This window comes from Bradyrhizobium sp. HKCCYLRH2015, assembly GCF_051168215.1.
In the GTDB taxonomy this organism is placed as follows: Bacteria; Pseudomonadota; Alphaproteobacteria; order Rhizobiales; family Xanthobacteraceae; genus Bradyrhizobium.
Genome location: NZ_JBNPUO010000006.1, coordinates 459,508 through 486,168, shown reverse-complemented (window position 1 = coordinate 486,168; position 26,661 = coordinate 459,508). Strand labels below are relative to the sequence as shown.

Genomic DNA, 26,661 nt, shown 5'->3' with positions numbered 1-26,661 from the left:
TCTCAGCCGGGCTCCTTCGGTATCAGTTCGGCGCCCGCCTCACGATCGGATCAAGGCCGCTTTCCGCGATGACGTGACGCGCATCCGGTGATTGCAGGAACTTGATGAGCGCCTTGCCGGCCTCCGGCTCCTTGGCGGCCGTGGCGATGCCGGCGGAGAACACGGTGATCTTCTGCAGTCCGGCCGGCAGCGGCCCGACGATGTCGATGCCCTTCACCGGCTTGAGCTCGCTGATCTGCTGAAAGCCGATCTCCGCTTCGCCCTGGGCGACGATCTCGCCGACGGGCGTGGCCGGAATCATCCGCGCCTTGCCTTTCATCTCGTCCTTGATGCCAAGCTTGTCGAACATCTCGGTGGAGACATAGACGCCGCTGGCGCTGTCCGAATAGGCGATGGTCTTGGCGGCAATCAGCATGCGTTTCACGGCTTCCGCGTTCGAAATATCGGGATGCGGCGCCCCCGACTTGACCGCGACGCCGATCGGCGAGTTGGCGAGGTCCGCACGGCTATCCGGCGTCACCTTGCCCTTGGTGGTGAGATCGCTGAGCGCGTAGCCCACCATGATGAGCACATCGGCAGGCTCGCCGCGCTCGAGGCGAACGGGAATCGCATTCGTGGTTGTTCCCATCGATGGGCCGTACGCAATCGTGACCTTGTGACCCGAGCGCCGCTCGAACTCCGGCACCAGGGATTTGAATGCAGCGGTCATGCCGCCGGAGATCATGACGTGAACTTCTGCGGCTTGGGCCGCGGTGGTCAGGAGGAACGCGGCCGAAGCGGCGAGACCGATGGTGCGGAGATGGGTCGAGAGGATCATGGCAGGCTCCGAGGCGAACGGCTGGAGGCCGGGGGCGCTTTGGATAGCCCGACTGTGCCGGGAAGGCCAGCGCCCCGCGGGGCCGGCCATCCCTCCGCAATGCGTCTCGCTCGCGGCGTCACTGTGTCTGCAGCGCGGCGAGACTGTTCGCCGCCACCTCAGCCGGCCTGATAGGCCGGCGCGGATGCGAGAAAGTCGTTATACGCGTCCGCGTCGGGCGGCGTGAACATCTCTGCCAATGGATTGCGCCGTCGGCGCCGAGCGCCGATGTCGGCAAGCAGTTCGTCGAAATGCTTGAAGTGATAGGGCGCGACGCAAAGTCCGCCATACACGCCCGCGGCAGGGCGCTCGATCCGCTTGAAATGCAGCATCATCTCGATGTTGTCGCGCATCTCGCGCTCGCTCGGTTGATGCGCCAGCTGTTTGTCGGCGTAGCGCACCAGCCAGTTGGCGGCCATGTCCGCACAGAGCACGGTGCAGAAGCTCGAATTGAAGCCGACGAATCCCATGTCGGGAAGATCGGGATTGGCGATCAGCCGATAGAGCCGGTACTGCCCGTCCGGATCGACCAGTCTGGCGCGGTCGGCATCCGACAGGAATGGGACTCCGAGCTTGTAGCCGATGGCGAGGATCGCGACGTCGGCCGGAATCCGTTCACCGCCGCTGGTCACGATGGTGTTCGGCTCGTAGTGGTCGAAGGTGCCGTAGACCGCCTTGATCCGGCCGTCTGCGACCATCGGGAAGAAGTCGGGCGTGGCGATCGGGACGGAGCAGTTCACGCCGTCCTCGATCCTGCCCTTCGGCACCATGTTGCATTTGGCGAGCTTCAACTGCGTCTTGAGCACGCTCTCCAGGCCGCGCCAATTGGCCCAGACGAGCGGCTTGGCCAGCAGATGGGCAACGCGCGCGAGCGGACCGATGCCCCAGCTTGCGAACATCTGCTCCTGGGCACGGATATAGAGGATGCGCTTGAAGTTGATCAGACCGCCGACGAAGTAGGGAATGCGCCACACCGCTTCGCGAAGCACGATCGTGACCGAGCGCGCGCCGGCGCGTACGGCGTTGACTGCGATGTCGGTTGCCGATTTCGAGCCGCCGAGGACCACCACGTCGCGCCCCTTCGTGAGCGCGGCATTGTTGTATTTCGAGGAATGCAGGATCAAGCCGCCGGCGGCCGCGAACTGATCTTCGCCGCCAAGCGACAACGTCTGCGGCTCGTTGAACTGACCGGTGCAGACGGCGACGAAATCGAAATCCTCCCGGCTCGTTCGGTCTCCGGTTTTGAGGTCGAGGCTCCATCCAGGCTTGCCGTCACTGCGGCGCTGCATCGCAAGCACGGTCGTGTTCAACCGCATCAGGCGGACGAGGTCGTGGGATTTCGCGTAGTCGGCAAGATACGCATAGACCTGCGGTCCCTTCGGCCATTCGGGGTAGTGATCCGGCATCGCCTTGTCGGTGTAGCGATAGAGCTCCTTGGGGCTCTGCGTCTGCACGTCGGGATAGGACCGCGCGGGCTCCCAGACGCCACCGAGATCGGCGCTCCGCTCGACGATGGTGACGTCGTGCCCGCGGGCGGTGAATGCTTTGGCTGCAGCCAGGCCGGAGACGCCGGCGCCGATCACACAGACATTCTTTCGGCTGATCATGGGACCTCCTTGTTGTCGAGCGCGCAGCCGCGTTCGGGCGGCATTCGCCCGCCGCGCTGCAGAAGCCCGCGAGAGTTCGATGGTGACGAAGGTCGCTCGGCGCGACCGAGACGTGCGATGCCGACGGATGGGTCGGCATCGAAATCAGGGCGAGAAGGATCTCGCCGGTCGCATCTCGTCCGAGCGCAGCGGCTGCTCATGCTGCAGGCGCACGGAGCCGACAGCGATGAGCGCGCCGTTCGTACCGCAACAATCGGGGGGCGCTCGCTGGGGCCCGCGCTGTCGCCTAGTCGTTGGCCTCCGGCGGCAGGAAGTCGACCTCGTGCTCCGCCGAGATTCGCACCACTTCGGCCGGGTCGGCGAGATTGTGCAGCATGTTGAACAGCGCCTCCAGCTTCTGCATCGGCGAGACCCAGAACAGCGCGCGCGCCGGCTTGTCGGATTTGTTGAAGTAGCCATGCGGAATGCCGCGCGGCATGCGCACGAGGTCGCCGGCATTCGCCTTGACCCAGACGCCGTCGAGCTTGAGGTCGAGTACGCCTTCCTGCACCAGGATGAACTCGTCCTGGGTGGGATGAACGTGAACCGGCACGAACTGCCCGGGCTCGCTGTTGGTCTCGAAGGCGAACGTGGAGTCGGTGACGGCTTTGGGATAATAGAGCTGACCCAGGATATTCCAGGTCTTGCCGGCATAGCCGGTACCTGCGCGCGTGATGCCTTTTTCGAGTGTGATCATGGCGGATCTCCTTGCTGCACGCATGGGAGGATCGAGCCGGGGCCTGCCCAAGTCTATCCGGAAAACGAATCCCTCGACGTCAGTTGCTAATTATTATAGGTTTCAAACGATCTCGACGGGCGATGTAGGCCATGACTGCAGATGCAGCCGCTGATCGTAGTTGGAAGTCACCGGCGGTGCCGCGGCTGACCGCCTATGGTCGTGTTGCAACGCACGATGTCGATGAGGCCGCTGAACAAATAGGCCGCATCTTCTGTCCGCATGGGCTGCAACCGGAGGCGGATACTGCGCGCGATTTCCTCGCTCTGCATAATTGCGCGGCATTCGATGGCTTTTCCATCAACTACGTCGCCTATGGCGGTGCGGTAACCATTGATCCGGGCTGTCTCGACCGCTTCTTCCTGCTGCAGCTCCCGCTGGCGGGGACCGCGCGGGTCTTCGCCGGGACCGGCGAGGTCGCGACGGCGCCGGATCATGCGGCGTCGCTGCTGTCGCCGACATTGCCCACGCGCATGGTCTGGGAGGGGTGCGCTCAGTTGATCCTGTTGCTCGACCGCCGTCTCGTGGAACAGCGCGCAGCAGCGCTGTCCGGGCGCGCGGTGCAACCGATCGAATTCGATCCCGCAATCGCGTTGTCGGGATGTCATGGCTCGCGGCTCCGGGCTCACATGCTCGGGCTCGCCGACCTCGCCGAGCGTCTCGGCGGTGGGCGCGGACTGCCAGCGGTCGCGGCCGCCAATTGGCGCGAGACGCTGCTGGATATTCTGTTCGCGCAGCCGGGCAATGGCCTGGCGGAGGCGATCAGGCTGCATTCCGGCCGGGTCGAGACGCTGCCGCAGGCCGTCCGCCGGGCGCGTGATCTCCTGGCAGCGCACGCAGCCGAACCGCTCGATCTGGCGCAGCTTGCGGCATCGTCAGGCGTGGGGATCCGGGCGCTGCAGGGCGGCTTCCGCCGCCATTTCGGCATGTCGATCTCCGACATGCTGCTCGACATCCGGCTGGCGCGGCTCAATGCGCAATTGATGACGGCTGCGCCGGAGGCGCGGATCATCGACATCGCCTTTGACCTCGGCTTCACCCATCTCGGGCGGATGGCGGGGGCCTATCGCGACAAGTTCGGGGAGGCGCCGTCGGCCACGCTGCAACGCGCACAGCGTGGCCGCTTCACGAATTGACGTGCACGAAATCCCGCAGCAGCGGATAGATCTCGTTGTTCCACTTCTTGCCGCTGAACACGCCGTAATGGCCGACGCCGGCCTGCATGTGATGGACGCGGCGATAGGCGCGCACGTTGGTGCAGATGTCCTGCGCCGAGAGCGTCTGGCCGATCGAGCAGATGTCGTCGCGCTCGCCCTCGACCGTCATCAGGCCGATGCGCCGGACTGCCTTCGGGTCGACGGGACGGCCGCGGTGCATCAGTCTGCCCTGCGGCAGCAGATGGTCCTGGAAGACGTCGCGCACCGTCTCGATGTAGAACTCCGCCGGCAGATCCATCACCGCGAAGTACTCGTCGTAGAAGGTCTTGATCGTCTCGGCCTTCTCGACCTCGCCTTTGGCGAGATGGTTGGCGAGATCCATGTGCTGCTTGACGTGGCGCTCGAGATTCATCGAGACGAATGCCGTGAGCTGCACGAAGCCAGGATAGACCTTGCGGAAGGCGCCCCTGCATTGAAAGGGCACGTAGTGGATCAGGTTGTCCTCGAACCAGTCGATCGGCTTGCTCTTGGCGAACTCGTTGACCTTGGTCGGCTGGATCCGCGTATCGATCGGTCCGGCCATCAAGGTCAAGGTGGCCGGCCGCGACGGATGGTTGTCCTCGCACATCACGGCGGTGGCCGCGAGCGCGGAGACCGACGGCTGGCAGATCGCCACCATGTGAGGGCGCGGCCCGAGCTGGCCGAGGAAGGTGATGAGATGATCGGTGTAATCTTCGAGGCCGAAGCGGCCATGATCGCGCGGGATGTCGCGCGGATTGTGCCAGTCTGTGATATAGACGTCGTGATCCTGCAATAGCGTCTTCACGGTACCGCGCAGCAGGGTGGCGAAATGGCCGGACATCGGCGCGACAAGCAGCACCTTGGGCTGATCCGGTGCGGCATCCTTCTTGAAGTGCAGCAGCGAGCCGAACGGCGTCTTGAACGTGACCTCTTCGGTGACGGCGAGCTCGCGGTTGCCGACCATCACGCTGTCGATGCCATAGGCCGGGCGGGCGTAGGTCAAGGCCGAGCGGGAGATCAGCTCGAGCGCGGCGGACAGACGCCGCATGGCGCGGCTGGATAGCCCTGATGGGATCAGGTTGAGATAGCGCATGGCGGCTGCCGCGCTCTGGCGCCACGGCTCGGTCAGGTCCATGTGGTTCTGATAGGCTTGGTACAGCAGCGCCATCGCGTCCGATCCATTACATGCATTGGTGTATGCAATATCGAAGCCAGAGCGGCCGAGTCTTGCCTGAAAAACTGGCATGTCGCTTGCTCGATGAAATCTCTCACATATCCGGCTCCGCCATCGCGCCGCTTGCACGAGCGGCACGATGGGCGGACGACAATCGACAATGCGGCAACAGGGTAGGGCGACATGGCCAAAGCGACGTTGACCATCAGTAGCAAGAATTACTCGTCGTGGTCGCTGCGCGGCTGGCTGCTGGCCAGGTTTGCCGGACTGGATTTTGACGAGGTGATCGTCGGTCCGGACGACGCGTCGGCTCGCGCCGAGATCCTGCTGCTGTCGTCCTCGATCCTGGTGCCGTGCCTGCGCCACGATGGTGCGACGATCTGGGATACGCTGGCGATCGGCGAGTATCTCAACGAGACCTTTCCGGAGGCAGGCCTGCTGCCAGCCGACCGCGTCCAGCGCGCGCATTGCCGCTCGATTTCGGGCGAGATCCATTCCGGCTTCACGACTCTGCGGGCGTCGCTGCCGGTCAATCTCAAGGGCCACTTTCCGGGCTTCAAGGTCTGGACGCGGGCGCAGGCCGACATCGATCGCATCTGGGCGATCTGGCGCGACTGCCTGGAGAGATCCGGCGGTCCATTTCTGTTCGGCCAGCGCGGCATGGCGGATGCGATGTATGCGCCGGTGGTGACGCGCTTCGTGACTTATGACGTGAAGCTGGAGCCGCAGCTCAGGGCCTATGCCGACCTGATCATGGCGATGCCGGAGATGCAGCAATGGATCGAGGCCGCCAAGGCCGAGCCCGAGGAGATCGAGGAGCTGGAGGTCGAGTACTAGGTGTCCTGCCGTCAGCGGACCATGCCCGCGGCCGTTGGCAGCCGCCGGCCCCGGCGAGAACGGCTCATGTCGCGGGCAGGTGCTGCTCAATTTGAAGCCGGATTTGCGTCCTCTCGGCGCGTGGCGTGAGCTGTCAGCACGTCACCATTGCCGTGTGGCGTCGGCCAAAACCCGGTTGTTGGCAATCAGTTCGGCGCGCGATGCCGTCACCGCCTGCCGATCTTTGCGTTGCGAACAGGGCGTGGCGTGGTTTTCGCATGGCACAATCCGCTTTCTGACGTGGTGGCCGCTGTGGCCGATCGATGGGCCGCAACGGTCGCCGATGTCGCAATCAACCGGTGGAGGCCGTCATGAACCAGCATGCAGTGGTGACCAAGTTCTCGCACGTGAAGCCCGAGGACACCGACTACAAGGGCGGTGGGTTGCGCGACTTCTTTCTGTATCGCGATCTCGGCATCGCCGACGCCACCGGCGGGCAGGTGATCTGCCACCTCGTCAAGGCCAATCCGGATTGTCCGCCGGTGGATGGCACAGGCTGGCATCGCCATGATTGCGATTTCCAGATCGTCATCATGATGAAGGGCTGGGCCCGCTTCATGTACGAGGACAAGCCGACCCTGGTGAAGGCCGGCGACGTCGTGCACCAGCGGCCCGGCATCGTGCACTACCTCTACGATTATTCCCCTGACATGGAATATATGGAGATCGTCAGCCCGGCCGACTTCAAGACGGTCGAGATGCCGCCGGCGACCGACAACGTGCCGCCGGTCACGCCCTGGACCTGAGCGCCTGAACTCCTTCTCCGTTAGTCTTTGGCATCCGGTTGCGGCAAGCGGCCGGAGGCGTCTCCTCACGATGTGGTGGGTCGTCTCCGATGTGTCCGACATCTAGCGTGAACAGATCGCGCACCAGATGCGGCGTCCGATTCGGACGCGATTCGTTCCGGCAGCGTTCCAAGGATTAAGACTGCAAGGCAGCGCCGTCGCGTTTTGACACACGGCACGCGCGCTGCCTGTCTCGCGCCTTGGTGCTCCACATTGCCCCTTGCGACCGATCTGGTGCCGGTCCATCACCCGCAAGGGGAGCATCGATCATGACCTTGACCACATTGGCTTGGCTCGCGCTCGCGGCCTACGGCGCGCATATTCTCGAGGAATACACGTTCGATTGGCGCAATTGGGCGCGTACGGTGATGAAGCTGCCGGTCGAGTGGAGCGACTTCTACGTGACGAACGCGCTGGTTGTCGTGCTCGGCGCGGTGCAGGCGGAGCTTGCCGAGACATGGCCGCCGGCCGCGCTCACCTACGCGGCGCTGATGATCATCAACGCCATCTTCTTTCACATTCTGCCGTTCCTGCGCAGCGGAGGCAGATTCTCGCCGGGGCTGGCGACGGCGCTGATTCTGTTCTTTCCGATTGCAATTGCAATGTGGCGGCGGGCGTGGGGCGACGGTGTGCTCGACGTTGGAACGGTTGTCCTCGCGGTCGTCGCCGGCGCGCTGCTGATGGCCTATCCGGTCGTGATGCTCAATCTGCGTTCGAAACCATATTTTCGGCAAGACCGGCCCTGAGCAGAACTCAGGGCCCGGCATGATCAATAAGACGAAGCGCGATCGGCAACGAAGCTCGGCTGCGGACGGCGTCCATTGCGCTCGTCAAATCGCGAGCGTGGGAAGCGCCAGCCGATGACGGTGGCTTCGAGCGCGCCGCCGGATTCCTTGTTGTGCCATTTGCCATCAATGTAGAAACAGGGGAACGGTAGTTGGTAGGTGCCGCTGTGATCCTCGCACAGCACCTCGACCGTCTGTCCGGGCGGCGGCTCACCGCTGCCGTCGAATTGCGCCAGCCGTTTTTCGCGCGTAGCCATTCTGTCCATCTCCCTAAAAACGGGTCCCGGCCGGAACTTCAATGCGCGATTGAGGTCTCAGTATGGTATCAATCAGGAAACTCCTTCAGTTCCACGCAAAATCATGTGTTGGGCAAGCCAATGAGAAAATTGTGATGCGAAGAATCGTTGCTGCGGGAATCATTTTTGCCGCGAGTGTGCTCGCGATGTGTGTGAGTTCTGCCGCATATGCGCAGGATATTCCGGGCATCGAGATATGCACTGCAGAAAAGGCGATGGATCGTCGGACATCATGTCTGCAGAGCAACATCGATTTCCTGCAGAAGACGATGACCAAGCAAGCGCTCGATCAGCAGCAGAAGCTCGATGCGGCGAATCGGCAGATCCAGGCGCTGAAGGCTGCGCTGATCTCGCAGCAGGGCCTGATCGACGAACTGAAGGCGTCGCAGGCGAAGCTTGCGGACGAACTGAGGAAGAAGGCCGATGCGCCGGGCGCCAAGGACGCGGCGCCGGCGAAGCCGGCCGGCAAATAGCACGGTCCGCAGCGCAATAACGATCAAGCGCACGAGGACGTCCGCGCGCATGATCGGCCGCTTCGACAAGGAGAGGCGCGTGTCCAACAACCCGGCCGAGAGGGCGCTCTGGTTCATCGAGAGCCATCTGTCGGCGCCGTTGACTTTGGATGATGTCGCTGCCATTGCCGGCGTGTCGCGCTTCCACATCGTGCGCGCGTTCGCGGCGGCGACCGGCGTCTCGGTGATGCGCTATGTCAGGCTGCGCCGTCTCAGCGAGGCGGCACGGGCTCTGGCCTCGGGAGCGCCGGACATTCTCAGTCTCGCGCTCGAGGCCGACTACGGCTCCCACGAAGCGTTCACGCGCGCGTTCCGCGACCAGTTCGGCGTCACGCCGGAATCGGTGCGCGCCAGCTCACGCCTCGATGGCCTGTCGCTTCAGGAGCCGATCATGATGGACCAGACCCCGCTCGCCGATCTCGCCGCACCACGTTTCGTCACGGCCAAGCCGCTGCTCGTGGCCGGCGTGGCCGAGCGCTTCAGCCATGACAACGGGGCCGGCATTCCGGCGCTCTGGCAGCGCTTCCACCTGGTCGAGCAGGATATCCCGGCGCGCGTCGGCGACGTCGCTTACGGCGTCTGCTGCAACGGTGACGACGCCGGAAACTTCGACTATATCGCAGGCGTCGCGGTAGCCGACTTCTCCAACCTGCCGCGCAGCTTCGCCAAGGTTCGGATTCCCGCGGCCACCTTTGCCGTGTTCGCCCATCCGGGCCACGTCTCGACCATCCGTCGCACCGTCAGCACGATCTGGAATCACTGGTTGCCGCAATCGGGCTGCACGGTCGCCGATGCACCGAATTTCGAACGCTACGATCAGCGCTTCGATTCCAGGACCGGTGATGGCGGCTTCGAGATCTGGGTTCCGGTGATTCGCTGAGGCGGTCCCGAATTGTGTCGAGACGCTGCAGGCCAGCCCTGCGGCGCCGGACCCTGCCGATTGCTTGGCAAGCAGCGGCACGTTTGCGATAACCTCACGCCTAACAACAATGCGCCGCAGCGCGGCGACGAAAGCGGGAGGTCGTCCGATGTCCGACATGCGCGTGCTCGCCACCGATCTGGAATTTCCGGAAGGGCCCGTGGTGATGCCCGACGGCTCGGTGGTGCTGGTCGAGATCCGCGGAAAGCGCCTGACGCGGGTGTTTCCCGACGGCCGCAAGGAGATCGTGGCGCAGATTCCGGGGGGGCCGAATGGCGCGGCGCTGGGGCCCGACGGCAAGATCTACATCTGCAACAACGGCGGTTTCTCCTGGATTCCGACCGGCAGGATGATCATGCCGGGCCCGCAGCCCGAGGACTATCTCGGCGGCTCGATCCAGCGCGTCGATCTGCAGAGCGGCAGGATCGAGACCGTCGTCAGCCGCTGCGGCGAGCACGCGCTGCGCGGGCCGAACGATCTGGTGTTCGACCGTCACGGCGGCCTGTGGTTCTCGGACCTCGGCAAGCGCCGCGCCCGCGACATGGATGTCGGCGCGTTCTATTACCTCAAGCCCGGCATGAGCGAGATCGTCGAGGCCGTCCACGGCATTCTGCCCGCCAACGGCATCGGGCTCTCGCCGGATGAGAAGACCGTCTACATCGCGGAAACGCCGACCGCGCGTCTCTGGGCCTACGACGTTCCGGAGCCCGGCACCGTCAAGCCGCGCGAGGTGATCTATCGTGGTGAGCGCGGCCGGCCGATCTGCGGCCTCGGCGGCTACCAGATGTTCGATTCGCTCGCGGTCGAAGCGAACGGCAATGTCTGCGTCGCGACGCTGATCTCCGGCTGCATCAGCGTGATCGCGCCGGACGGCACGCTGGTCGAGCAGGTCCCGACCGGCGACCGCGTTACGACGAACATCGCCTTCGGCGGTCCCGAGCTGAAGACGGCCTACATCACGCTGTCGGGCCGGGGCGAGCTGGTGGCGATGGACTGGCCCCGGCAGGGCCTGCCGCTGAATTTTCTGAACAAGTGAATGCGGCTGGGCATCGTCATCACGGCGCGCCGGTGATAACCAGCTGGCTGGAACGTCGTCGGAATTGCTCCTCATGGTGAGGAGCGCCGCAGGCGCGTCTCGAACCATGAGGCCTCCATCGTGGCCTCATCCTTCGAGACGCAGCGCTTGCGCGCTGCTCCTCGGGATGAGGGGAAGGAGTCTTTGATGCCCTTTCTTGAACCAGTCACCCTTCGCGGCCCGCATGCGAGCCTTCTGCCGCTGTCGGCGGACCATCACGATGCGCTGGTCGAGGCCGTCAGTGACGGCGAATTGTGGAAGCTGTGGTACACCGCAGTTCCGAAACCCGAGACCATGGCCAGGGAGATCGAGCGCCGGCTCGGCCTGCTCGCGGCCGGCAGCATGCTGCCGTTCACGGTGCTCGATGCCGACGGCCGCGTCGCCGGTATGACCACCTACATGAACGTCGATGCCGCCAACCGTCGCGTCGAGATCGGCTCGACCTGGTATGCGAAACGGGTGCAGCGCAGTGCGCTCAACACCCAGTGCAAGCGGCACTTGCTGGCGCATGCTTTCGAGGCCATGGACTGCATCGCGGTCGAGTTCCGCACCCATTTCTTCAACCACCAGAGCCGCCGCGCCATCGAGCGGCTCGGCGCCAGGCAGGACGGCATTTTGCGCAGCCACCAGATCGCGCCGAACGGCACGCTGCGGGATACCGTCGTCTACAGCATCACCGCAGCCGAATGGCCGACCGTGAAGGCGCATCTCGACTACCAATTGAATGACAAGCCGCGCTGACCGCGCTATGGCCGCTTGCCGCCTCGCGCGGCTGATGACGATGAGACCGGGACGAACGACCAGATGGATACCTTCGACTATGTGATCGTGGGCGCCGGCTCCGCCGGCTGCGTGCTGGCGAGCCGCCTCAGCGAGGACCCTGAGGTCACGGTGTGCGTGCTGGAGGCGGGGCCGCGCGACTGGCATCCCTACATCCATCTGCCGGCCGGCTTCATCAAGACCTTCTACATGAAGAGCATCAACTGGGGTTATCAGCAGGAGCCGGGGCCCTACACGGCCGGGCGCAGCATCTACGCGCCGCGCGGCAAGACGCTCGGCGGCTCCTCGTCGATCAACGGCCATGTCTACAATCGCGGCCAGCGCCAGGACTTCGACACCTGGGCGCAGATGGGCAATCGCGGCTGGAGCTATTCCGACGTGCTGCCGAATTTCAAGCGCATGGAGAAGCGCATCGGCGCCGGCGAGGACCAGTATCGCGGCCGCGACGGCAACCTCATCGTGACCACCATGGAGTGGAAGGACACGCTGTGCGAGGCCTTCATGGATGGCGCTGTCTCGCTCGGCATCCCGCGCAACCCGGACTACAACGGCGCGATTCAGGAAGGCGTCTCCTACGTCCAGCGCACCATCCAGAACGGCCGCCGCGTGTCGTCGGCGACCGCATTCCTGCGTCCGGCCAGCAAGCGGCCGAACGTCGAGGTTCGCACCCACGCCCATGCCACCGGCGTTGTGCTGGAAGGCAAACGCGCGGTCGGCGTGCGCTATCATCGCGGCGGGCGCGGCGGCGTGCCGGTCGAGGTGCGCGCGCGTAAAGAGGTGATCCTGTCCGGTGGTGCCTATAATTCGCCGCAGCTCTTGCAGCTCTCCGGCATCGGCGCGCCCGAGCTGCTGCAGGAGCACGGCATCGAGGTGCGTCATGCACTCCGAAGCGTCGGCGAGGGCCTGCAGGACCATTACGCGCCCCGCACGGTGGCGCGTGTCAAGAACATCAAGACCGTCAACGAGCTCGCGCGCGGCCTCAATCTGTGGGGCGAGGCGCTGAAATGGGCGGTGACGCGGCGCGGCATCCTGTCGCTGTCGCCGACCATGGTCTACTGCTTCTGGCATTCCGGCGAGACCGCCGAAAGCTCCGACCTGCAGCTCACCTTCACGCCGGCAAGCTACAAGGAGGGCGTGCAGGGCCAGCTCGAGGACGAGCCCGGCATGACGGTGGCGTCCTGGCAGCAGCGCCCGGAGAGCCGCGGCTATGTGCGGCTGCGCTCGGCGGATCCGTTCGCGCCGCCGCTGATCCAGACCAACTATCTCACCGCCGAGCTCGACCGCCGCGTGGTCGTCGCCGGCATGAAGCTGGCGCGTCGCCTGCTGGCCTCGGCCCCGCTCGCGCCGTACTATGCTTACGAGGATTTTCCGGGACCGAAGGTGAACAGCGACGACGAGTTCCTGGCCGCGGCGACGCAGCGCGCCACCACCACCTTCCATCCCGGCTGCTCCTGCCGGATGGGACCGGCGGACTCGACCTGGGCCACGGTCGACGACCGGCTCCGCGTCCATGGTCTCGAGGGCCTGCGCGTCGCCGATGCCTCGATCATGCCGCGCATGATCTCCGCCAACCTCAACGCTGCGACCTTGATGATCGGCGACAAGGCGGCGGATTTGATCTTGGGCAAGGGCGACGCGGGAGAGCGGCTGTCGGCGTAAGCGGAGGGCTCACTCAGCGCGGAAGCAGCTCTATCCGTCGCTCTCTTGTCAGCTGAATTCGAGCGCTCGCGGAATGGTCGGTGCGCTCCCTCTCCCCGTTCTTACGGGGAGAGGGTCGGGGTGAGGGGCAGACGCGGGGGCAGACGCACGGGTGGTGCTATTGCTCTGCGACCCGGAGCCGTCGTGCTCGTCCGATGGACCGGTGATCCTGGCCGCTGATGTGCCATGCCCCTCACCCGGATTGCTGCGCAATCCGACCTCTCCCCGCAACGGGCGGGGAGAGGTTGCACCGCCCGTGCTGAAATAGTCGGGCCGACAACGCGACGTTACCTACTTCACCAGCCTGAACCTCCCGCCCTCGACCTTGATCAGGAACGCCGAGCGTTCGTCGTAGCCGTTGTGGTCGGTCGGGCTCATGTTGGAGAGGCCGTTGTTGAGATAGACATCCTTGCCGCGCTCGAGTTCGTCGCGCAGCGCGGCGCGGAATTCCGGCGTGCCGGGCTTGGCGGCCTTCAGCGCGCCGGGAATGGCGCCCTTGAGCAGGGTCGCGGTGTCCCACAGATGCGCGGCAAAAATGTTGGGCTTGTCGCCATTGGCGGCCTGATAGGCGGAGACGAACGCGTCGTTGGCGCGGCGGAACGGATCCTCGGGCGCCAGATCGTCGGCGATCGAGAACGCTTCGCCGGCGAAGATCGCACCCTCGACATTCTCCTTGCCGAGCTTGATGAACTCCTGCGTCGCGACGCCATGGGTCTGGAAGATCTTGCCGGCATAGCCGCGCTCGCGCAGTGCCTGCTGCGGCAGCACGGCCGGCGTGCCGGCCGAGGCGATGAACACCGCGTCCGGATTGGTGGCGATCACCTTGAGCGCCTGGCCGGTGACGCTGGTGTCGCCGCGCGCATAGACCTCGTGGGTGGTCACCGTGAGCCCGAGCTTCGGCGCGAGCTTCGTCACCTCCTGATAGTAGCCCTCGCCATAGCCGTCGGACACGCCGATGAAGCCGAGCGTCTTCACCCCGCTCTTGGCGATGTATTTGAGCATGGCCGCGGCCATGATGTCGTCATTGGGCACCACCTTGAATGCCCATTTGCGCTTGTCGTCCATCGGCTGCACGATCGCGGTCGAGGCCGCCAGCGACAGCAGCGGCGTCCTGCTCTCGAGCGCGACGTCGAGCATCGGCATCGTCACCGGCGTCAGCGACGAGCCGATGATCACGTCGACGCCGTCCTGGATCACCAGCCGCCGCGCGTTCTGCAAGCCCTTGACGCTGTCGGACTCGTCGTCGAGCGCGATGTAGACGATCCTCTCGCCGCCGATCTCCTTCGGCAGCGCGGCCACCGCCTTGAGCTGCGGCTGGCCGAGCGCCGAGCCGGGTCCGGTTGCGGACACCACGATACCGACCTTGATGTCGGCGCGCGCGGGCGAGCCGAAGGCCATCGTTGCAGCAATTCCGATCGCCGTGAGCGCGGCTCTCATCGCGTATCCTCCCCCGTTGAGCGTGCTCGGCGCGTTGACTGGCCGAGACCTTGGCTGATGAGCGTAGCCGGACCTGCAGCCCCATGTCTGTCCCCGTGGTTGGTGACGCGGGGCGCGGCGCTTCCAGCCGAGGCGGGTTGCTGCTAGGTTTCGGCGAACAAAAAGTCCGGGAGGAACGCATGGAGGCTCAGGAGCCTGGCATCGAGGCGGCCGGCGCCGTCGGCGCGATGGTGCTCGCGATCGGACAGCCCGCATTTCCGCAGGTCCTGATCGAGACGTTGCGCATTGTTGCGGATGTCGGCCATTGCATGGTGTTCGCCTTCGAGGACCAGCGCTCGGCGCGCTGTCTGCTCAGCACGGGGAACATCGCGATCGGGCCCGACCTCGGCGCGGCGTATTCGGAGCACTTCCACACCGCCGATCCGAACCGGGATACGATCTTTCGCGCGCGCGCGGACACCAACCACATCCTGCTGCCGAACTTCGCCCGCCGCATGTACCCGAAGGGCTACCGCAAGCTGTTTTTCGAGGACTCCGAGATCGTCGACAAGGCCGCCACCGCGATCTGGGTCGGCGAGCACTGCACCTACGTGAACTTCTATCGCACCGCTGTCCAAGGCGGCTTTGCGCCCCATGAGCGCCGGCGCATCGCCGCGGTCGCCCCGATCGTGGGGGCCATCGTCGCGCGTCATTGCCAGGATCGCGCCGCCGCGATGGATCCGGCCGACAGATTTGCTTTGTTGTTCGCCGCTGGCGGACCGCTGTCGGTGCTGACCGCGCGGGAGAAGGACGTCTGCCGGCGCATCCTCGAAGGCTTCACCTCGGAGGCGATCGCCGGAGATCTCGGCATCGCCCTCAACTCCGTCTTCACCTATCGCAAGCGCGCCTATGAGAAGCTCGGCATCGCCTCGCAGAACGAGCTGTTCGCAATCGCGCTGCGCCTGATGGCGACACCGCGGCCGCTGAACTGAGCGAGAGGCGCGCGCATGCTGTCACCCATCGCCGGGACAGACGTCGCCCGCGCGCGCGGCTAGCTTGCGCCGTCCGACTGGAGATCGACAGTGAGCACAGCACCGCGCTTCGACATCGATACCGCCACCTTCTGGGCCGATCCCTATCCGGCGCTGGCGCGCATGCGCCAGGAGGCGCCGATCGCCTTCGTGCCGCAGCTCGGCAGCACGCTGTTGTGCCGCCGCGACGACATCTTCGTCTCCGAAAAGCAGATCGACGTCTTCAGCTCGCATCAGCCGCAGGGCCTGATGAACCGGCTGATGGGTCACAACATGATGCGCAAGGATGGCGCGGCGCACATGGCGGAGCGTCAGGCGATCGCGCCGGCGGTGTCGCCGCGCGCCGTGCGCGTGCACTGGCTGGCGCAGTTCCAGGCGCACGCCGACCGGCTGATCGATGCGCTCGATCCGGCCACGGATGTCGATCTCGTCGGCGATTTCGCTCTGCCGTTCTCGGCCGAGTGCCTGAAGCTGATCACCGGCCTCACCAACATGCGCTTCCAGGACATGAATGCGTGGTCGCAGGCGATGATCGACGGCATCGCCAACTACACCGGCGATCCCGCGGTCGAGGCGCGTTGCAACGCCGCGACCGCCGGCATCGATGCCGCGATCGACGACATGCTGCCGGTGCTGGAGAAGACCCCGAACCAGAGCCTGCTTGGCGTGATGCTCGCCGCGCAAATGCCGATGGAGAGCATCCGCGCCAACATCAAGCTCGCCATCTCGGGCGGCCAGAACGAACCGCGCGACGCGATCGCCGGCACGGTGTGGGCGCTGCTGACGCATCCCGAGCAGCTCGCGCTGGCCATCACTGGCGAGGTGCGCTGGCTCCAGGTGTTCGAGGAATATGCCCGCTGGATCTCGCCGATCGGCATGTCGCCGCGGCGGATCGCCAGGCCATGGAGCATCCGCGACGTCGCCTTCGAGCCGGAGGAGCGCGTGTTCCTGATGTTCGGCTCGGCCAACCGCGACGAGGCGCATTTCACCGATCCCGATCGCTTCGACATCCGCCGCGACGTCTCCAAGAGCATCGCCTTCGGCGCAGGCCCGCATTTCTGCGCGGGCGCCTGGGCCTCGCGCGCGATGATCGCCGACGTCGCGCTGCCGACGCTGTTCGCGCGGCTCAAGGACCTGCGCCTGCGTGACACCGAGCCGGTGCGCATCGGCGGCTGGGCGTTTCGCGGTCTGCTCAATCTGCCGGTGACCTGGGACGCGACGCGGGATTGATCCTGGCCGCGGCCCTCGCGGGGAAGCGCCGCGCTCGGGCGGTCTCTACGCCCTGCCTGCTGCGATCGCCTGCGCCTCTGCGGCTGCGCGCTGCATGCTGGACGACATCTCGCCGGTGACCGTGCTCTGCTCCTCGACGGCGGCGGCGGTCGAGGTGACGTATTCGCTGACGTTCTGGATCTCGACCTTGATCGCGTTCAGCGCATTCACGACCTCGCTGGAGATACCGTTCAGTCCGGAGATCTCCGCGCCGATCTTGTCGGTGGCGGCCTTGGCCTGCGTGGCGAGATTCTTGACCTCCGACGCGACCACGGCAAAGCCGCGGCCGGCATCGCCGGCGCGCGCCGATTCGATCGTGGCATTGAGCGCCAGCAGGTTGATCTGCCCTGTGATGTTGCCGATCAGTTCGACGATGCCGCTCATCGCTTGTGTCGCCTCGCTCAACCGCTTGGCCTGCGAATCGGCTGAGGCGACCCGGTCAGCCGCCCCCATGGCGGTCTCGCGCGACTTGGTCATGGCCTCGGAAATCTCGCGCACCGAGGCGTTCAACTCCTCGGCACCCGCCGCGACGGACTCCATCATGCCGCGAACGCGCTCATTGCCCATCCGCACCAGCACCTGCTTGGTGACGTCGGTGGCGTATTTCACGACCTTGAAGGGCTTGCCATTGAGGTCGAGGATTGGATTGTAGGAGGCCTGAATCCAGACCTCGCGGCCGCCCTTGCCGATCCGCTTGTATTCCGATGCCTGATATTCTCCGCGGTTCAGGGCGGCCCAGAAGTTGCGATAGGCCGGACTGTCGCGCTCCGACGGATCGACGAACATCGAATGGTGACGGCCCTTGATCTCGGACAGCGTATAGCCGAGCGCCTGCAGGAAATTGTCGTTGGCGTTGATGATGGTGCCGTCCAGTTCGAACTCGATCACGGCCTGCGATTTGCTGATGGCGGCGATCTGTCCGGCGAGATCGGCATTCCGAAGCTTCTGGGCGGTCACGTCGGTGGCGAACTTGACGACCTTGAAGGGCTTTCCGTTCTGATCGAACACCGGATTATAGGACGCCTGAATCCAGACCTCCTTGCCGCCCTTTCCGATCCGCTTGTATTCTGCGGCCTGGTATTCGCCGCGGTTCAGGGCGGCCCAGAACTCGCGATAGCCGGCACTGTCGCGCTCCTGCGGCGAAACGAAGATGCTGTGATGCTTGCCTTGGATCTCCGGCAGACTGTAGCCAAGCGCATGCAGAAAGTTGTCGTTGGCGGTGACGATCGTGCCGTCCAGGTTGAATTCGATCACGGCCTGTGATCGGCCGATGGCCGCGACCTGGGCGCTGTAGTCGAGGTTCTGCAGCCGCACGCTCGCGTCGGACCACTCGACGACCGTTCCGGCGCGGGTTCCATCCGGGTGTTTCAAGGGCTGCGCGACCAGATCGAACGTCCACTTCCCGATCTTGATGGTGGCCCGGTGCTCGGACGTAAGGGCCTGCAGCATGCGGCGCTGGTGCGTCGGGTCCTTGTGGAACACGTCGATGTTGGTGCCGATGAGTCCGTCGACGCGGAAGTTCGGCAACTGCGCCTTGAGATCGGCCTCCGCCTCACGCATCAGCGCCCGTACCGCCTCGTTCATGTAGACGATGTTGAGTTTGTCGTCAGCGACCATCACCTTCGCGGTGATCGCGTTTGCGGCCAGGGCGGCCAGGGATGCGGCGTTGTTCTTGCGGCCAAACATGATGGTCTCCTGTGCAAACGATCACGCCAGCGATGTGCACATGCTCGTGATCACGCGATAGTTGCTGTGATCCGGAGACGGCGCTGACTGCGATCATTCCTGAACTCGATGATCCCCGTAAATTCCCGGGGGCTTTATTCAATCTAACAGCTCGTCAGTAAGATTCGGTTAGGCAGCAATCTGCAGCGATGTTCTGATTGTGCAGGAATGGCCGTGAATCTGCGGGGCGTGTTCAGGTGTCGCAGGGCCGGGATTGCCTTAGATCAAGATCGACATGATCCTCGGCGCTAGGCTCCATCCGGATTGGATGGTATCGGCTTCGACATGCCAGAGAAGGACATTGCCGAAGTCATCGCGGTGCCGAGGGTGTTTCTCGACAGCCTCGGCACCGGCATCTCGATCGTCGACAGTGCAACGGGACATATCCGGTTTGCGAACGCCGAATGCTGCCGGATCGTCGGATACACGCTGGAGCAGCTCAAGACCAGTGGGCTAACCTTTGTGGATCTGACGCATCCAGAGGACCGGGAGCGCAATCGGCTGCAGCACGACAAGCTGCTTGCAGGCGAGATCGCGACCTATCAGCTCGACAAGCGCTATCTCCGGCCGGACGGAAGCATCGTGTGGGGACGCGTGACCGTCAATCCGGTCAGGGACGCCAGGGGTCGCCTGAAGTGGTTCTGCGCCGTAGTCGAGGACATCACGACAACCAGGATCCTGGAAGAACAGCTTGCGGCCGCGGAGAAGCTCGCTGGGCTGTCGACGTTCAACCTGATCGTCGATGCAGACGATTCCAAGGGAGATTTTCCGCCGGCGTCGCCATCGTCGCTGCGCGACATGTTGTGCCACGTGCATCCCGAGGATCGGAACGGGCTCGCGCAGGTCATCCGTCGTGCGATCATGAAGCGAACCGGCTATACGCGCGACTACCGGGTGCTTGGCAAAGCCGGTACGGTGCGCTGGGTCCGTGGCATGGCGACCTCCGTCTACAGCCCGTCCGACGGACGAACCCATCTCGTCGGCGCGACGATCGACGTCACCGCGGATCATCTCGATCGCGATCGCCAGGTGCCGGAGCCCATTCGCAGGATACTGGAACACATTGAGACGAACTGGGATCAGAAGATATCGATCCAGCAGCTCGCGGTTCGCTACGGCGTCAGCCCCCGCACGGTCTATCAGTACTTCGCGAAGAGCGGCGTCTCCTTGGCCGAGAAGATCAAGCTGACGCGAATCCAACATGCGCACCGCTTGCTGTACGATGCGAAAGCAGGTGACACGGTGACGTCGATCGCCTTGCGATGTGGCTTCAGCAATCCCGGGCATTTCGCCAGGGAGTATCGAAAGATCTACGGTGAGACGCCGTCGGAAAGTCTGAGGCAGGCGTCATTGCCGCTTGCGGCGCGGGGGGAAGCCGCCGCTGCTCCGTCCGTCCGCTGATTGTCAGCCGATCTTCACGGCTTCACATCTGGATGGAGCGCCGGCCAGATGTGCCCGACGGGCAATCTCCGCATGCTTCGTATGCGCGAAATGCCCGTCGAGTTAGTTTGCCGCAGCCGCGCCGGCTTGCGTCGTCGGGCAAATCAGGACGATGGTCTTGCCCATCCCGCCTCGAGCAGAGGGACGTACGCGTCGTCACGAACGTGGAGGCGGGCTGCGATGGACGTGACGGCTGTGCCAGACGAGTGCAGTCGTGACGGACGGCGAAGTCGTGTGGTCCTGGCCTCTCGACGCTGAGGTCTGCGCAACGCGCCAAAGGCGCGTTGTTGCAAAATGGGGGCAAGAACGCCGATCCCCAGGGAGAGCACGAAGGACACCGTAAAACCATCGCGCGGGGAAGGCCGGGTCTGTCCGGCTGTACCTGTGGTACCTGCCGCCTGCATTCTTTTGAGCAGGCGGGCCACGGGCCTCAGCCGAGGTCCGGCCTTCCTCGCGCCCTCTCGATTTTCAGGAGGGACATGATTGCCGCATCACCTGCGCCTCATGGGCGGCGGGAAGGCGGCGTCGCGTCTTTATGGGTTGTCTCGGGCACAGTGTGATGGAAGGCGCCAACCGCGATCTCAGCCGTCGTCCCGGCCTTGCACAGGGACCCATAACCCCAGGAAGATGTGTGAGGCACGCTGGTGGATCGATCTCGCTTCACCACCATGGCCGGTGGCTATGGGTCCCGGCGCAGGGCCGGGACGACACCGGTTGTGACGCGCGAGCTCTGGCAAGCGAGACATCGACCGACCGGCGCCACCATCGCGGTTCGCCTCACGCTTCCAGCGCCGTCCTGATCATGCGCGCGAGATCGGCGCTCATATACGGCTTCGCCAGCAGCAGCACGTCGGCATCGAGCCGGCCATGATGCACGATCGCGTTCTCCGTGTAGCCCGATGTGTAGAGCACCTTCAGTCCGGGACGGCGCTTCTCGGCCTCGATCGCGAGCTGGCGGCCGTTCATGCCGCCTGGAATGATGACGTCGGTGAACAGCAGGTCGATGCGTTCCGGATTGTCGATCAGCGCCAGGCCCTCGGCGGCGTTGCTGGCGGCGAGCGTGCGATAGCCGAGCCGCCGCACCTGCGCGACCACGTAGTCCCGCACCAGCGCATCGTCCTCGACGATCAGAATGGTCTCGCCGCCGCGCGCCACCGCCGGACGTGCCGTGTCGGCGGCGGGCAGCTCCGGCGCGCCCGCGGCCCGCGGCAAATAGAGCTTCACGGTGGTGCCGTGGCCTTCCTCGCTGTAGATCTTGACGTGGCCGTTCGACTGCTTGACGAAGCCATAGACCATGCTGAGCCCGAGGCCCGAGCCCTTGCCGACGTCCTTGGTGGTGAAGAACGGCTCGAACACCTTGTCGAGCAGCGGGCCGGGAATGCCCTGGCCGGTGTCGCTGACCGCGATCATGACGTAGCTGCCGGGCTTGGCGTCGCGGTTCAACTGCGCATAGTGCTCGTCGAGCGTGACGTTCTTGGTCTCCAGGGTCAGCTTGCCGCCGTCCGGCATCGCATCGCGGGCGTTGAGCGCGAGGTTGAGGATCGCGGTCGAGAGCTGGCTCGGATCGATCAGCGCCGGCGCGCTGTCATGGGCCAGCATCGATTCGATCTCGATCTGCTCGCCGAGGGTCGGCCGCAGCAGGCGGCCGGCCTCGACGATGAGTGCATTGATGTCGGTGGCGCGCGGCTGCAGCGGCTGGCGGCGCGAGAAGGCGAGCAGATGCCGGGTCAGATCGGCGCCGCGCTCGGCGGCGGCGCTGATCATGCCGGCGATGCCGGCGAGCTGGGGCTTGTCCTTGACGGCGTCGGCAAGGATCTCGATCGTCCCGGTGATGACGGTCAGGATGTTGTTGAAGTCGTGCGCGACGCCGCCGGTGAGCTGGCCGATCGCCTCCATCTTCTGCGCCTGACGGACCTGGGCCTCGTTGGCCTCGATTTCCTGGAATCGCCGCACCATCGCTTCCGCGGCGCGGCGCTGCCGGATCTCCTCCTCGAGCTGCGCATAGGCTTTCTGCAAGGTGATGCGCGTCGGCAGGACCAGAAGCTGAGGCAGCATCTTGATCATGATGACGATGATTCCGATCGAGGTGACGCCGAGAAAGACGTTGATGATGTCCGTGATGGTCGAGGTCGGCACCCAGAGATCGACGATCGCGAGCAGGCGGGTGACCCCGACGACGGCCACGAAGGTCGCAAGCGCCCCGACGATGCCGCGGAACATGACGTCGCGCCAGCGCCGCCGCAGGAACGTGCCGACGACGAAGGCGATGGTGAAGAAGGCGCTGGCGATCAGTCCGTTGGACACGACCTGCAGCCATGTCCATGCCACCGCGCCCTCCAGACCCGCCGCTTGCACCGTCAACGTCGGCATATGCAAACCATCCTCAACAACGCAACCCGCCAAATCCGGGCTCGCCCGGTCTGTCGTCGTCGCAACCCGAACGGATCATTCAGCTTTTCGTCTCGGGTGCAAGGGCAATGGCGGCTTCGACGTGCATCGCGGCAGGGCGCCCTCGCCGCGAATGCCGCTCCGCCGCGCGGCGTCAAAAGCCTGCCACACATCCTTTACCGCCCGGTCACGCGGTTGTTAACGCGCCGACCTAAGCCGCTCGACACCGTCATCACCATGGGGAATGAACGAGATGTCGAACACGATCGCGCACAACCGGCGCGAGTTCCTGCGGCTGCTCGGAGCGTCGGCTGCGACCGCCGCTCTCGGCCAGAGCATCGAGCGCGCGCATGCCATTCCGGCGTTCAATCGCCACGGCAGCATCGAGGACGTCAAGCACATCGTGGTGCTGATGCAGGAGAACCGCGCCTTCGACCATTATTTCGGTGCGATGCGCGGCGTGCGCGGCTTCAACGATCCCCGCGCGGTGAAGCTGCCGAACGGCAACCCGGTGTGGCAGCAGCCGAACGGCGCGGGGGCGGTGATGTCGTTCCGCGTCGACAATGCCGGCCAGGTCTATGTCGAGGACGTCGCCCATGGCTGGAACGACGGTCAGAAGGCCTGGAACAACGGCAACTACGACAAGTGGATCGCCAACAAGGGCACCACGACCATGACCTGCATGAACCGGCAGGATCTGCCCTGGCACTATGCGCTGGCCGACGCCTTCACGGTGTGCGATCAGTATTTCTGCTCGGTGATGGGACCGACCGATCCGAATCGCTACTACCTGTGGACCGGCTGGGACGGCAACGATGGCAAGGGCGGCGGACCGGTCATCACCAATGCGGAAGCCGGCTACGACTGGACCACGTTCCCGGAGCGGCTGGAGAAGGCGGGCATCTCCTGGAAGGTCTATCAGGACATCGGCACCGGGCTGAATGCAGCCGGCTCCTGGGGCTGGACCCAGAATCCGTGGATCGGCAATTACGGCGACAACTCGCTGCTGTATTTCCACCAGTACCAGAATTCGCAAGCAGGCAGTCCGCTGTACGAGAAGGCGCTGCGCGGCAGCAACATCGCCAATGGCGGCACGTTCGAGAACCTGTTCGACGGGCTGCGCAACGACGTCCGCAACGGCACCCTGCCGCAGGTCTCGTGGATCGCAGCTCCCGAGGCGTTCAGCGAGCATCCGAACTGGCTGCCGGGGCCGGGCGCCTGGTACATCTCCAAGGTGCTCGACATCCTGACGTCGAATCCGGAGCTGTGGAGCAAGACCGCGCTGATCATCAACTACGACGAAGGCGGCGGCTTCTTCGACCATGTCGTCGGTCCGTACCCAGCGATGTCGCAGGCCTGGGGACAGTCGACCGTCGATGTGAGCACGGACCTCTTCGCCGGCGATGGCAGCCACATGGCCGGTCCCTACGGCCTCGGCGTCCGCGTGCCGATGCTGGTGGTGTCGCCGTGGTCGCGCGGCGGCTTCGTGTGCTCGGAAGTGTTCGACCACACTTCTGTGATCCGCTTCATCGAGCGCCGCTTCCACCACAAGGCGCCCGATCTGTTCGAGAGCAACATCCCGGCATGGCGGCGGGCGGTGTGCGGCGATCTCACCTCGGCGTTCAACTTCACATCGCCCAACGAAGGCATGGCGCCGCTGCCGAGCACGGCCGGCTACAAGCCGCCGGTCGCCGACATCACCTCGGGCGCGCGCTTCGACGACTATCATCCGGTGCCGCCCGCCAAGCAGGTCCTGCCGCAGCAGGAGCCGGGCATCCGTCCGGCGCGCGCGCTGCCCTACGATCTGCGTGTCGACGGCGATGCCGATGCCGCGCACAAGACGTTCGGAATCCGCTTCGTCAATCCGGGGCAGGCCGGCGTCTGCTTCCACGTTCGTTCCGGCAACACCGCGGCCGGCCCGTGGAGCTACACCGTCGAAGCCGGGAAATCGCTGCACGGCGTGTGGGACCTCGCGGCCAGCGCCGGCCAGTACGATCTGTCGGTGTACGGGCCGAACGGCTTCTTCCGCCACTTCAAGGGCGGCGTCGCCACCACCGCGGCGCTCGTCGATGTCGATACCGTCCATCTCTGCGATTGGGACGACGGCGACGATGCCCGCAGCCTTGCGATCGCGCTCACCAACAAGGGCGCGAGCTGCGTGGTGACTCTGGCCGACAACTACACCGGACGCAGCGAGCGGCACCGGCTGCAGCGCGGCCAGCGGCTGGAGACGCGGGTTCGCCTGCAGCAGACCCATGGCTGGTACGACCTGACGGTCACGACGGACGGGGACGCCAACTTCAACTGGCAGCTTGCAGGCCACGTCGAGAACGGTCGGCCCAGCATCAGCGATCCGGCGATGGGCAGGATCGCCGCGACCTGATCGCAGACGACGGCGGGAGGCGCCCGGAGCAAACCGGGCACCTCTCACGACGACGAAGCGACGAGGCCTTCGTTGGTCGCATCGTCGGCATTGGGATCGCCTGGCGCGGTGGCCCAGGCGAGCTCGACCAGGGTGACGATGCGGCGGCCGGCGCCGTCGAGCTGGCAGACGATGAGGCCCTGGTCCTCGATATAGGTCAGCAGGCGCTGCGCCCGGCGCAGCGAGTGCGAGCCGTAGGCGCGGGCGATCGCGGCATCGCTCGGGCAGGGGCGGCCGTCCTTGGCGGCGCGGGCGATCATCATGAACACGCCCTGCATGTCCTCGGGCAGCAGCGAGGCGCGCAAGGTGACGTCCTGCCAGCCGGCGTCGTCGGCCGCGTCATCGCCGCCGAGGCCGGCACGGGCGCGGGTCAGCATGCGGCGGAACTCGTTGAGGTCGGGCACGGCCGTGCCGAGCCCCTCGATGCGGCAGCGGACGACGAACTCCTGGTAGAGCACGCCGACGGCGCGGAAGCCCGCGTCGGGCTCGGCCAGCACCGCGCGCAAGACGCGCTCGACGCGGGCTTTGCGCTCGGCGAGCTCCTCCTCGCTGACGGCGGGCGCCGGCGGCTCGGGGCGCAGCTCGAGCGCAGCAGACTTCGCCGCCATCAGCTGGTCGAGCAGCTCGGGCTGCGGCTTGCGCTGCGGCCGCGCGTTGGTCTCGGGCGGCGGTGCGGCGAGAATCACCGCGCGGGCGTCTTCGAGCGACGCTTCCGGCAGCGGCATCAGCCGCGGCGTCGCGTTGCGCGGCTTGGTGTCGGTCGGGCCGATGCGCAGGCCCAACGGCCGGCGCGACAGCGCGGGGCCCAGCGCCATGAACTGGCCGCGCTCGAGGTCGCGGAACGCCTCGGCCTGGCGCCGCTCCATGCCGAGCAGGTCGGCGGCGCGGGCCATGTCGATGTCGAGGAAGGTGCGGCCCATGAGGAAGTTCGAGGCCTCGGCCGCGACGTTCTTGGCGAGCTTCGCCAGCCGCTGCGTCGCGATCACGCCCGCCAGCCCGCGCTTGCGGCCGCGGCACATCAGGTTGGTCATCGCGCCCAGCGACGCCTTGCGGGCCTCGTCGGAGACTTCGCCCGCGACGGCCGGTGCGAACAATTGGGCTTCGTCGACCACGACGAGCATCGGGTACCAGTGGTCGCGGGCGATCTCGAACAGGCCGTTGAGAAAGGCGGCCGCGCGCCGCATCTGATTCTCGGCGTCGAGGCCTTCGAGGTTGAGCACCGTCGAGACGCGATGCATCCTCGCCCGTTCGCCGGCGACCTGCAGCGCGCGCTCGGTGTGGTCCTCGGCCTCGATCACGAGATGGCCGAATCGCTCGGCCAAGGTGACGAAGTCACCCTCGGGGTCGATGATCGTCTGCTGCACCCAGGGCGCGCTCTGCTCCAGCAGGCGGCGCAGGAGATGCGACTTGCCGGAGCCGGAATTGCCCTGCACCAGGAGCCGGGTCGCCAGCAGTTCCTCGAGGTCCAGGGCGGCAGGCGATCCCGCCGCCGTCTGCCCCATCTCGATCGCAACCGTCATGTGCCCCGACTCAACCCCGCTTCACGCAGAGGCTGGCGCTTAACAAGCGCAGCCGCGCACGTCGAGCGTTTGCGTTGGACTGTCCCAAGTTGCGAGATCGGCTGTGGATGGACGGATGGATCCCGCCGCGCCGC

22 protein-coding genes are annotated in these 26,661 nt (G+C 65.4%); 13 read left to right on the top strand and 9 right to left on the bottom strand.

Annotation, left to right across the window (positions count from 1 at the left end):
- Nucleotides 1–22 precede the first annotated feature (22 nt).
- From ACQR1H_RS18760 to ACQR1H_RS18750, 3 genes are all read right to left on the bottom strand, one after another.
- On the bottom strand, nt 23–817 hold the full coding sequence (locus ACQR1H_RS18760) for a substrate-binding domain-containing protein (protein ID WP_434894769.1): 795 nt from the start codon (nt 815–817) through the stop codon (nt 23–25).
- 158 nt (nt 818–975) lie between these two features.
- Entirely contained in the window at nt 976–2,463 is a 1,488-nt protein-coding gene (locus ACQR1H_RS18755) for a flavin-containing monooxygenase (RefSeq protein WP_316239253.1), read from the bottom strand.
- A 286-nt stretch (nt 2,464–2,749) separates the two neighbouring features.
- Nucleotides 2,750–3,199: a cupin domain-containing protein gene (locus ACQR1H_RS18750; protein WP_315805785.1), complete on the bottom strand. Its 450-nt coding sequence runs from the start codon at nt 3,197–3,199 to the stop codon at nt 2,750–2,752.
- A gap of 131 nt (nt 3,200–3,330) precedes the next feature.
- Here ACQR1H_RS18750 and ACQR1H_RS18745 point away from each other — a divergent pair, with 131 nt between their 5' ends.
- Nucleotides 3,331–4,374: an AraC family transcriptional regulator gene (locus tag ACQR1H_RS18745; protein WP_315805784.1), complete on the top strand. Its 1,044-nt coding sequence runs from the start codon at nt 3,331–3,333 to the stop codon at nt 4,372–4,374.
- Here the strand turns inward: ACQR1H_RS18745 and ACQR1H_RS18740 are convergent.
- The gene (locus tag ACQR1H_RS18740) at nt 4,364–5,584 is read right to left on the bottom strand and encodes a polyhydroxyalkanoate depolymerase (RefSeq protein WP_316177794.1); all 1,221 of its coding nucleotides are present in this window, start codon (nt 5,582–5,584) and stop codon (nt 4,364–4,366) included. The two genes, ACQR1H_RS18745 and ACQR1H_RS18740, sit on opposite strands and share 11 nt — an antisense overlap.
- A gap of 189 nt (nt 5,585–5,773) precedes the next feature.
- On the opposite strand from ACQR1H_RS18740, the gene ACQR1H_RS18735 reads away from it, so the two are divergent.
- The 3 genes from ACQR1H_RS18735 (at nt 5,774) to ACQR1H_RS18725 (ending at nt 7,997) form a co-directional block, all read left to right on the top strand.
- Nucleotides 5,774–6,427, top strand: coding sequence for a glutathione S-transferase family protein (locus ACQR1H_RS18735; protein WP_434839217.1), 654 nt, complete (start codon nt 5,774–5,776; stop codon nt 6,425–6,427).
- A 350-nt stretch (nt 6,428–6,777) separates the two neighbouring features.
- Nucleotides 6,778–7,212: a cupin domain-containing protein gene (locus tag ACQR1H_RS18730; RefSeq protein ID WP_315718052.1), complete on the top strand. Its 435-nt coding sequence runs from the start codon at nt 6,778–6,780 to the stop codon at nt 7,210–7,212.
- Nucleotides 7,213–7,520: 308 nt separating this feature from the next.
- Nucleotides 7,521–7,997, top strand: a complete 477-nt coding sequence (locus ACQR1H_RS18725; RefSeq protein ID WP_315805781.1) for an HXXEE domain-containing protein — start codon at nt 7,521–7,523, stop codon at nt 7,995–7,997.
- Nucleotides 7,998–8,020: 23 nt separating this feature from the next.
- Here the strand turns inward: ACQR1H_RS18725 and ACQR1H_RS18720 are convergent, their stop codons facing one another.
- The gene (locus tag ACQR1H_RS18720; RefSeq protein WP_315805780.1) at nt 8,021–8,293 is read right to left on the bottom strand and encodes a hypothetical protein; all 273 of its coding nucleotides are present in this window, start codon (nt 8,291–8,293) and stop codon (nt 8,021–8,023) included.
- A 185-nt stretch (nt 8,294–8,478) separates the two neighbouring features.
- Here ACQR1H_RS18720 and ACQR1H_RS18715 point away from each other — a divergent pair, with 185 nt between their 5' ends.
- The 5 genes from ACQR1H_RS18715 to ACQR1H_RS18695 all read left to right on the top strand — a co-directional run bounded on the left by ACQR1H_RS18715 (nt 8,479) and on the right by ACQR1H_RS18695 (nt 13,277).
- Complete coding sequence (locus ACQR1H_RS18715; RefSeq protein ID WP_315805808.1) at nt 8,479–8,805, top strand: hypothetical protein; 327 nt, start codon at nt 8,479–8,481, stop codon at nt 8,803–8,805.
- Between the two features lie 49 nt (nt 8,806–8,854).
- Nucleotides 8,855–9,724: a GyrI-like domain-containing protein gene (locus tag ACQR1H_RS18710; RefSeq protein WP_409998001.1), complete on the top strand. Its 870-nt coding sequence runs from the start codon at nt 8,855–8,857 to the stop codon at nt 9,722–9,724.
- Nucleotides 9,725–9,872: 148 nt separating this feature from the next.
- Nucleotides 9,873–10,799 carry an SMP-30/gluconolactonase/LRE family protein gene (locus ACQR1H_RS18705; protein WP_434907989.1) on the top strand — a complete coding sequence of 309 codons (927 nt, stop codon included), beginning with the start codon at nt 9,873–9,875 and terminating at the stop codon, nt 10,797–10,799.
- Nucleotides 10,800–10,985: 186 nt separating this feature from the next.
- Entirely contained in the window at nt 10,986–11,579 is a 594-nt protein-coding gene (locus ACQR1H_RS18700; RefSeq protein WP_434907988.1) for a GNAT family N-acetyltransferase, read from the top strand.
- Between the two features lie 63 nt (nt 11,580–11,642).
- Nucleotides 11,643–13,277: a GMC family oxidoreductase gene (locus tag ACQR1H_RS18695; protein ID WP_316217637.1), complete on the top strand. Its 1,635-nt coding sequence runs from the start codon at nt 11,643–11,645 to the stop codon at nt 13,275–13,277.
- Between the two features lie 330 nt (nt 13,278–13,607).
- On the opposite strand, the gene ACQR1H_RS18690 is transcribed toward ACQR1H_RS18695, so the two are convergent.
- Nucleotides 13,608–14,753, bottom strand: coding sequence for an ABC transporter substrate-binding protein (locus ACQR1H_RS18690; RefSeq protein ID WP_434907987.1), 1,146 nt, complete (start codon nt 14,751–14,753; stop codon nt 13,608–13,610).
- 179 nt (nt 14,754–14,932) lie between these two features.
- Between ACQR1H_RS18690 and ACQR1H_RS18685 the strand changes: the two genes are divergently transcribed.
- Nucleotides 14,933–15,724, top strand: a complete 792-nt coding sequence (locus tag ACQR1H_RS18685) for a helix-turn-helix transcriptional regulator (protein WP_434907986.1) — start codon at nt 14,933–14,935, stop codon at nt 15,722–15,724.
- Nucleotides 15,725–15,814: 90 nt separating this feature from the next.
- Nucleotides 15,815–16,993, top strand: coding sequence for a cytochrome P450 (locus ACQR1H_RS18680; protein WP_434907985.1), 1,179 nt, complete (start codon nt 15,815–15,817; stop codon nt 16,991–16,993).
- Nucleotides 16,994–17,038: 45 nt separating this feature from the next.
- On the opposite strand, the gene ACQR1H_RS18675 is transcribed toward ACQR1H_RS18680, so the two are convergent.
- Complete coding sequence (locus ACQR1H_RS18675; protein ID WP_316217633.1) at nt 17,039–18,718, bottom strand: methyl-accepting chemotaxis protein; 1,680 nt, start codon at nt 18,716–18,718, stop codon at nt 17,039–17,041.
- Between the two features lie 324 nt (nt 18,719–19,042).
- On the opposite strand from ACQR1H_RS18675, the gene ACQR1H_RS18670 reads away from it, so the two are divergent.
- Nucleotides 19,043–20,158: a PAS domain S-box protein gene (locus tag ACQR1H_RS18670; protein WP_434907984.1), complete on the top strand. Its 1,116-nt coding sequence runs from the start codon at nt 19,043–19,045 to the stop codon at nt 20,156–20,158.
- An 816-nt stretch (nt 20,159–20,974) separates the two neighbouring features.
- Here the strand turns inward: ACQR1H_RS18670 and ACQR1H_RS18665 are convergent.
- Nucleotides 20,975–22,567, bottom strand: coding sequence for an ATP-binding protein (locus ACQR1H_RS18665; protein ID WP_316177810.1), 1,593 nt, complete (start codon nt 22,565–22,567; stop codon nt 20,975–20,977).
- Nucleotides 22,568–22,838: 271 nt separating this feature from the next.
- Here ACQR1H_RS18665 and ACQR1H_RS18660 point away from each other — a divergent pair, with 271 nt between their 5' ends.
- Complete coding sequence (locus ACQR1H_RS18660) at nt 22,839–24,968, top strand: phosphocholine-specific phospholipase C (RefSeq protein ID WP_434907983.1); 2,130 nt, start codon at nt 22,839–22,841, stop codon at nt 24,966–24,968.
- A 44-nt stretch (nt 24,969–25,012) separates the two neighbouring features.
- Here the strand turns inward: ACQR1H_RS18660 and ACQR1H_RS18655 are convergent, their stop codons facing one another.
- The gene (locus ACQR1H_RS18655) at nt 25,013–26,527 is read right to left on the bottom strand and encodes a helicase HerA domain-containing protein (protein WP_434839207.1); all 1,515 of its coding nucleotides are present in this window, start codon (nt 26,525–26,527) and stop codon (nt 25,013–25,015) included.
- Nucleotides 26,528–26,661 lie beyond the last annotated feature (134 nt).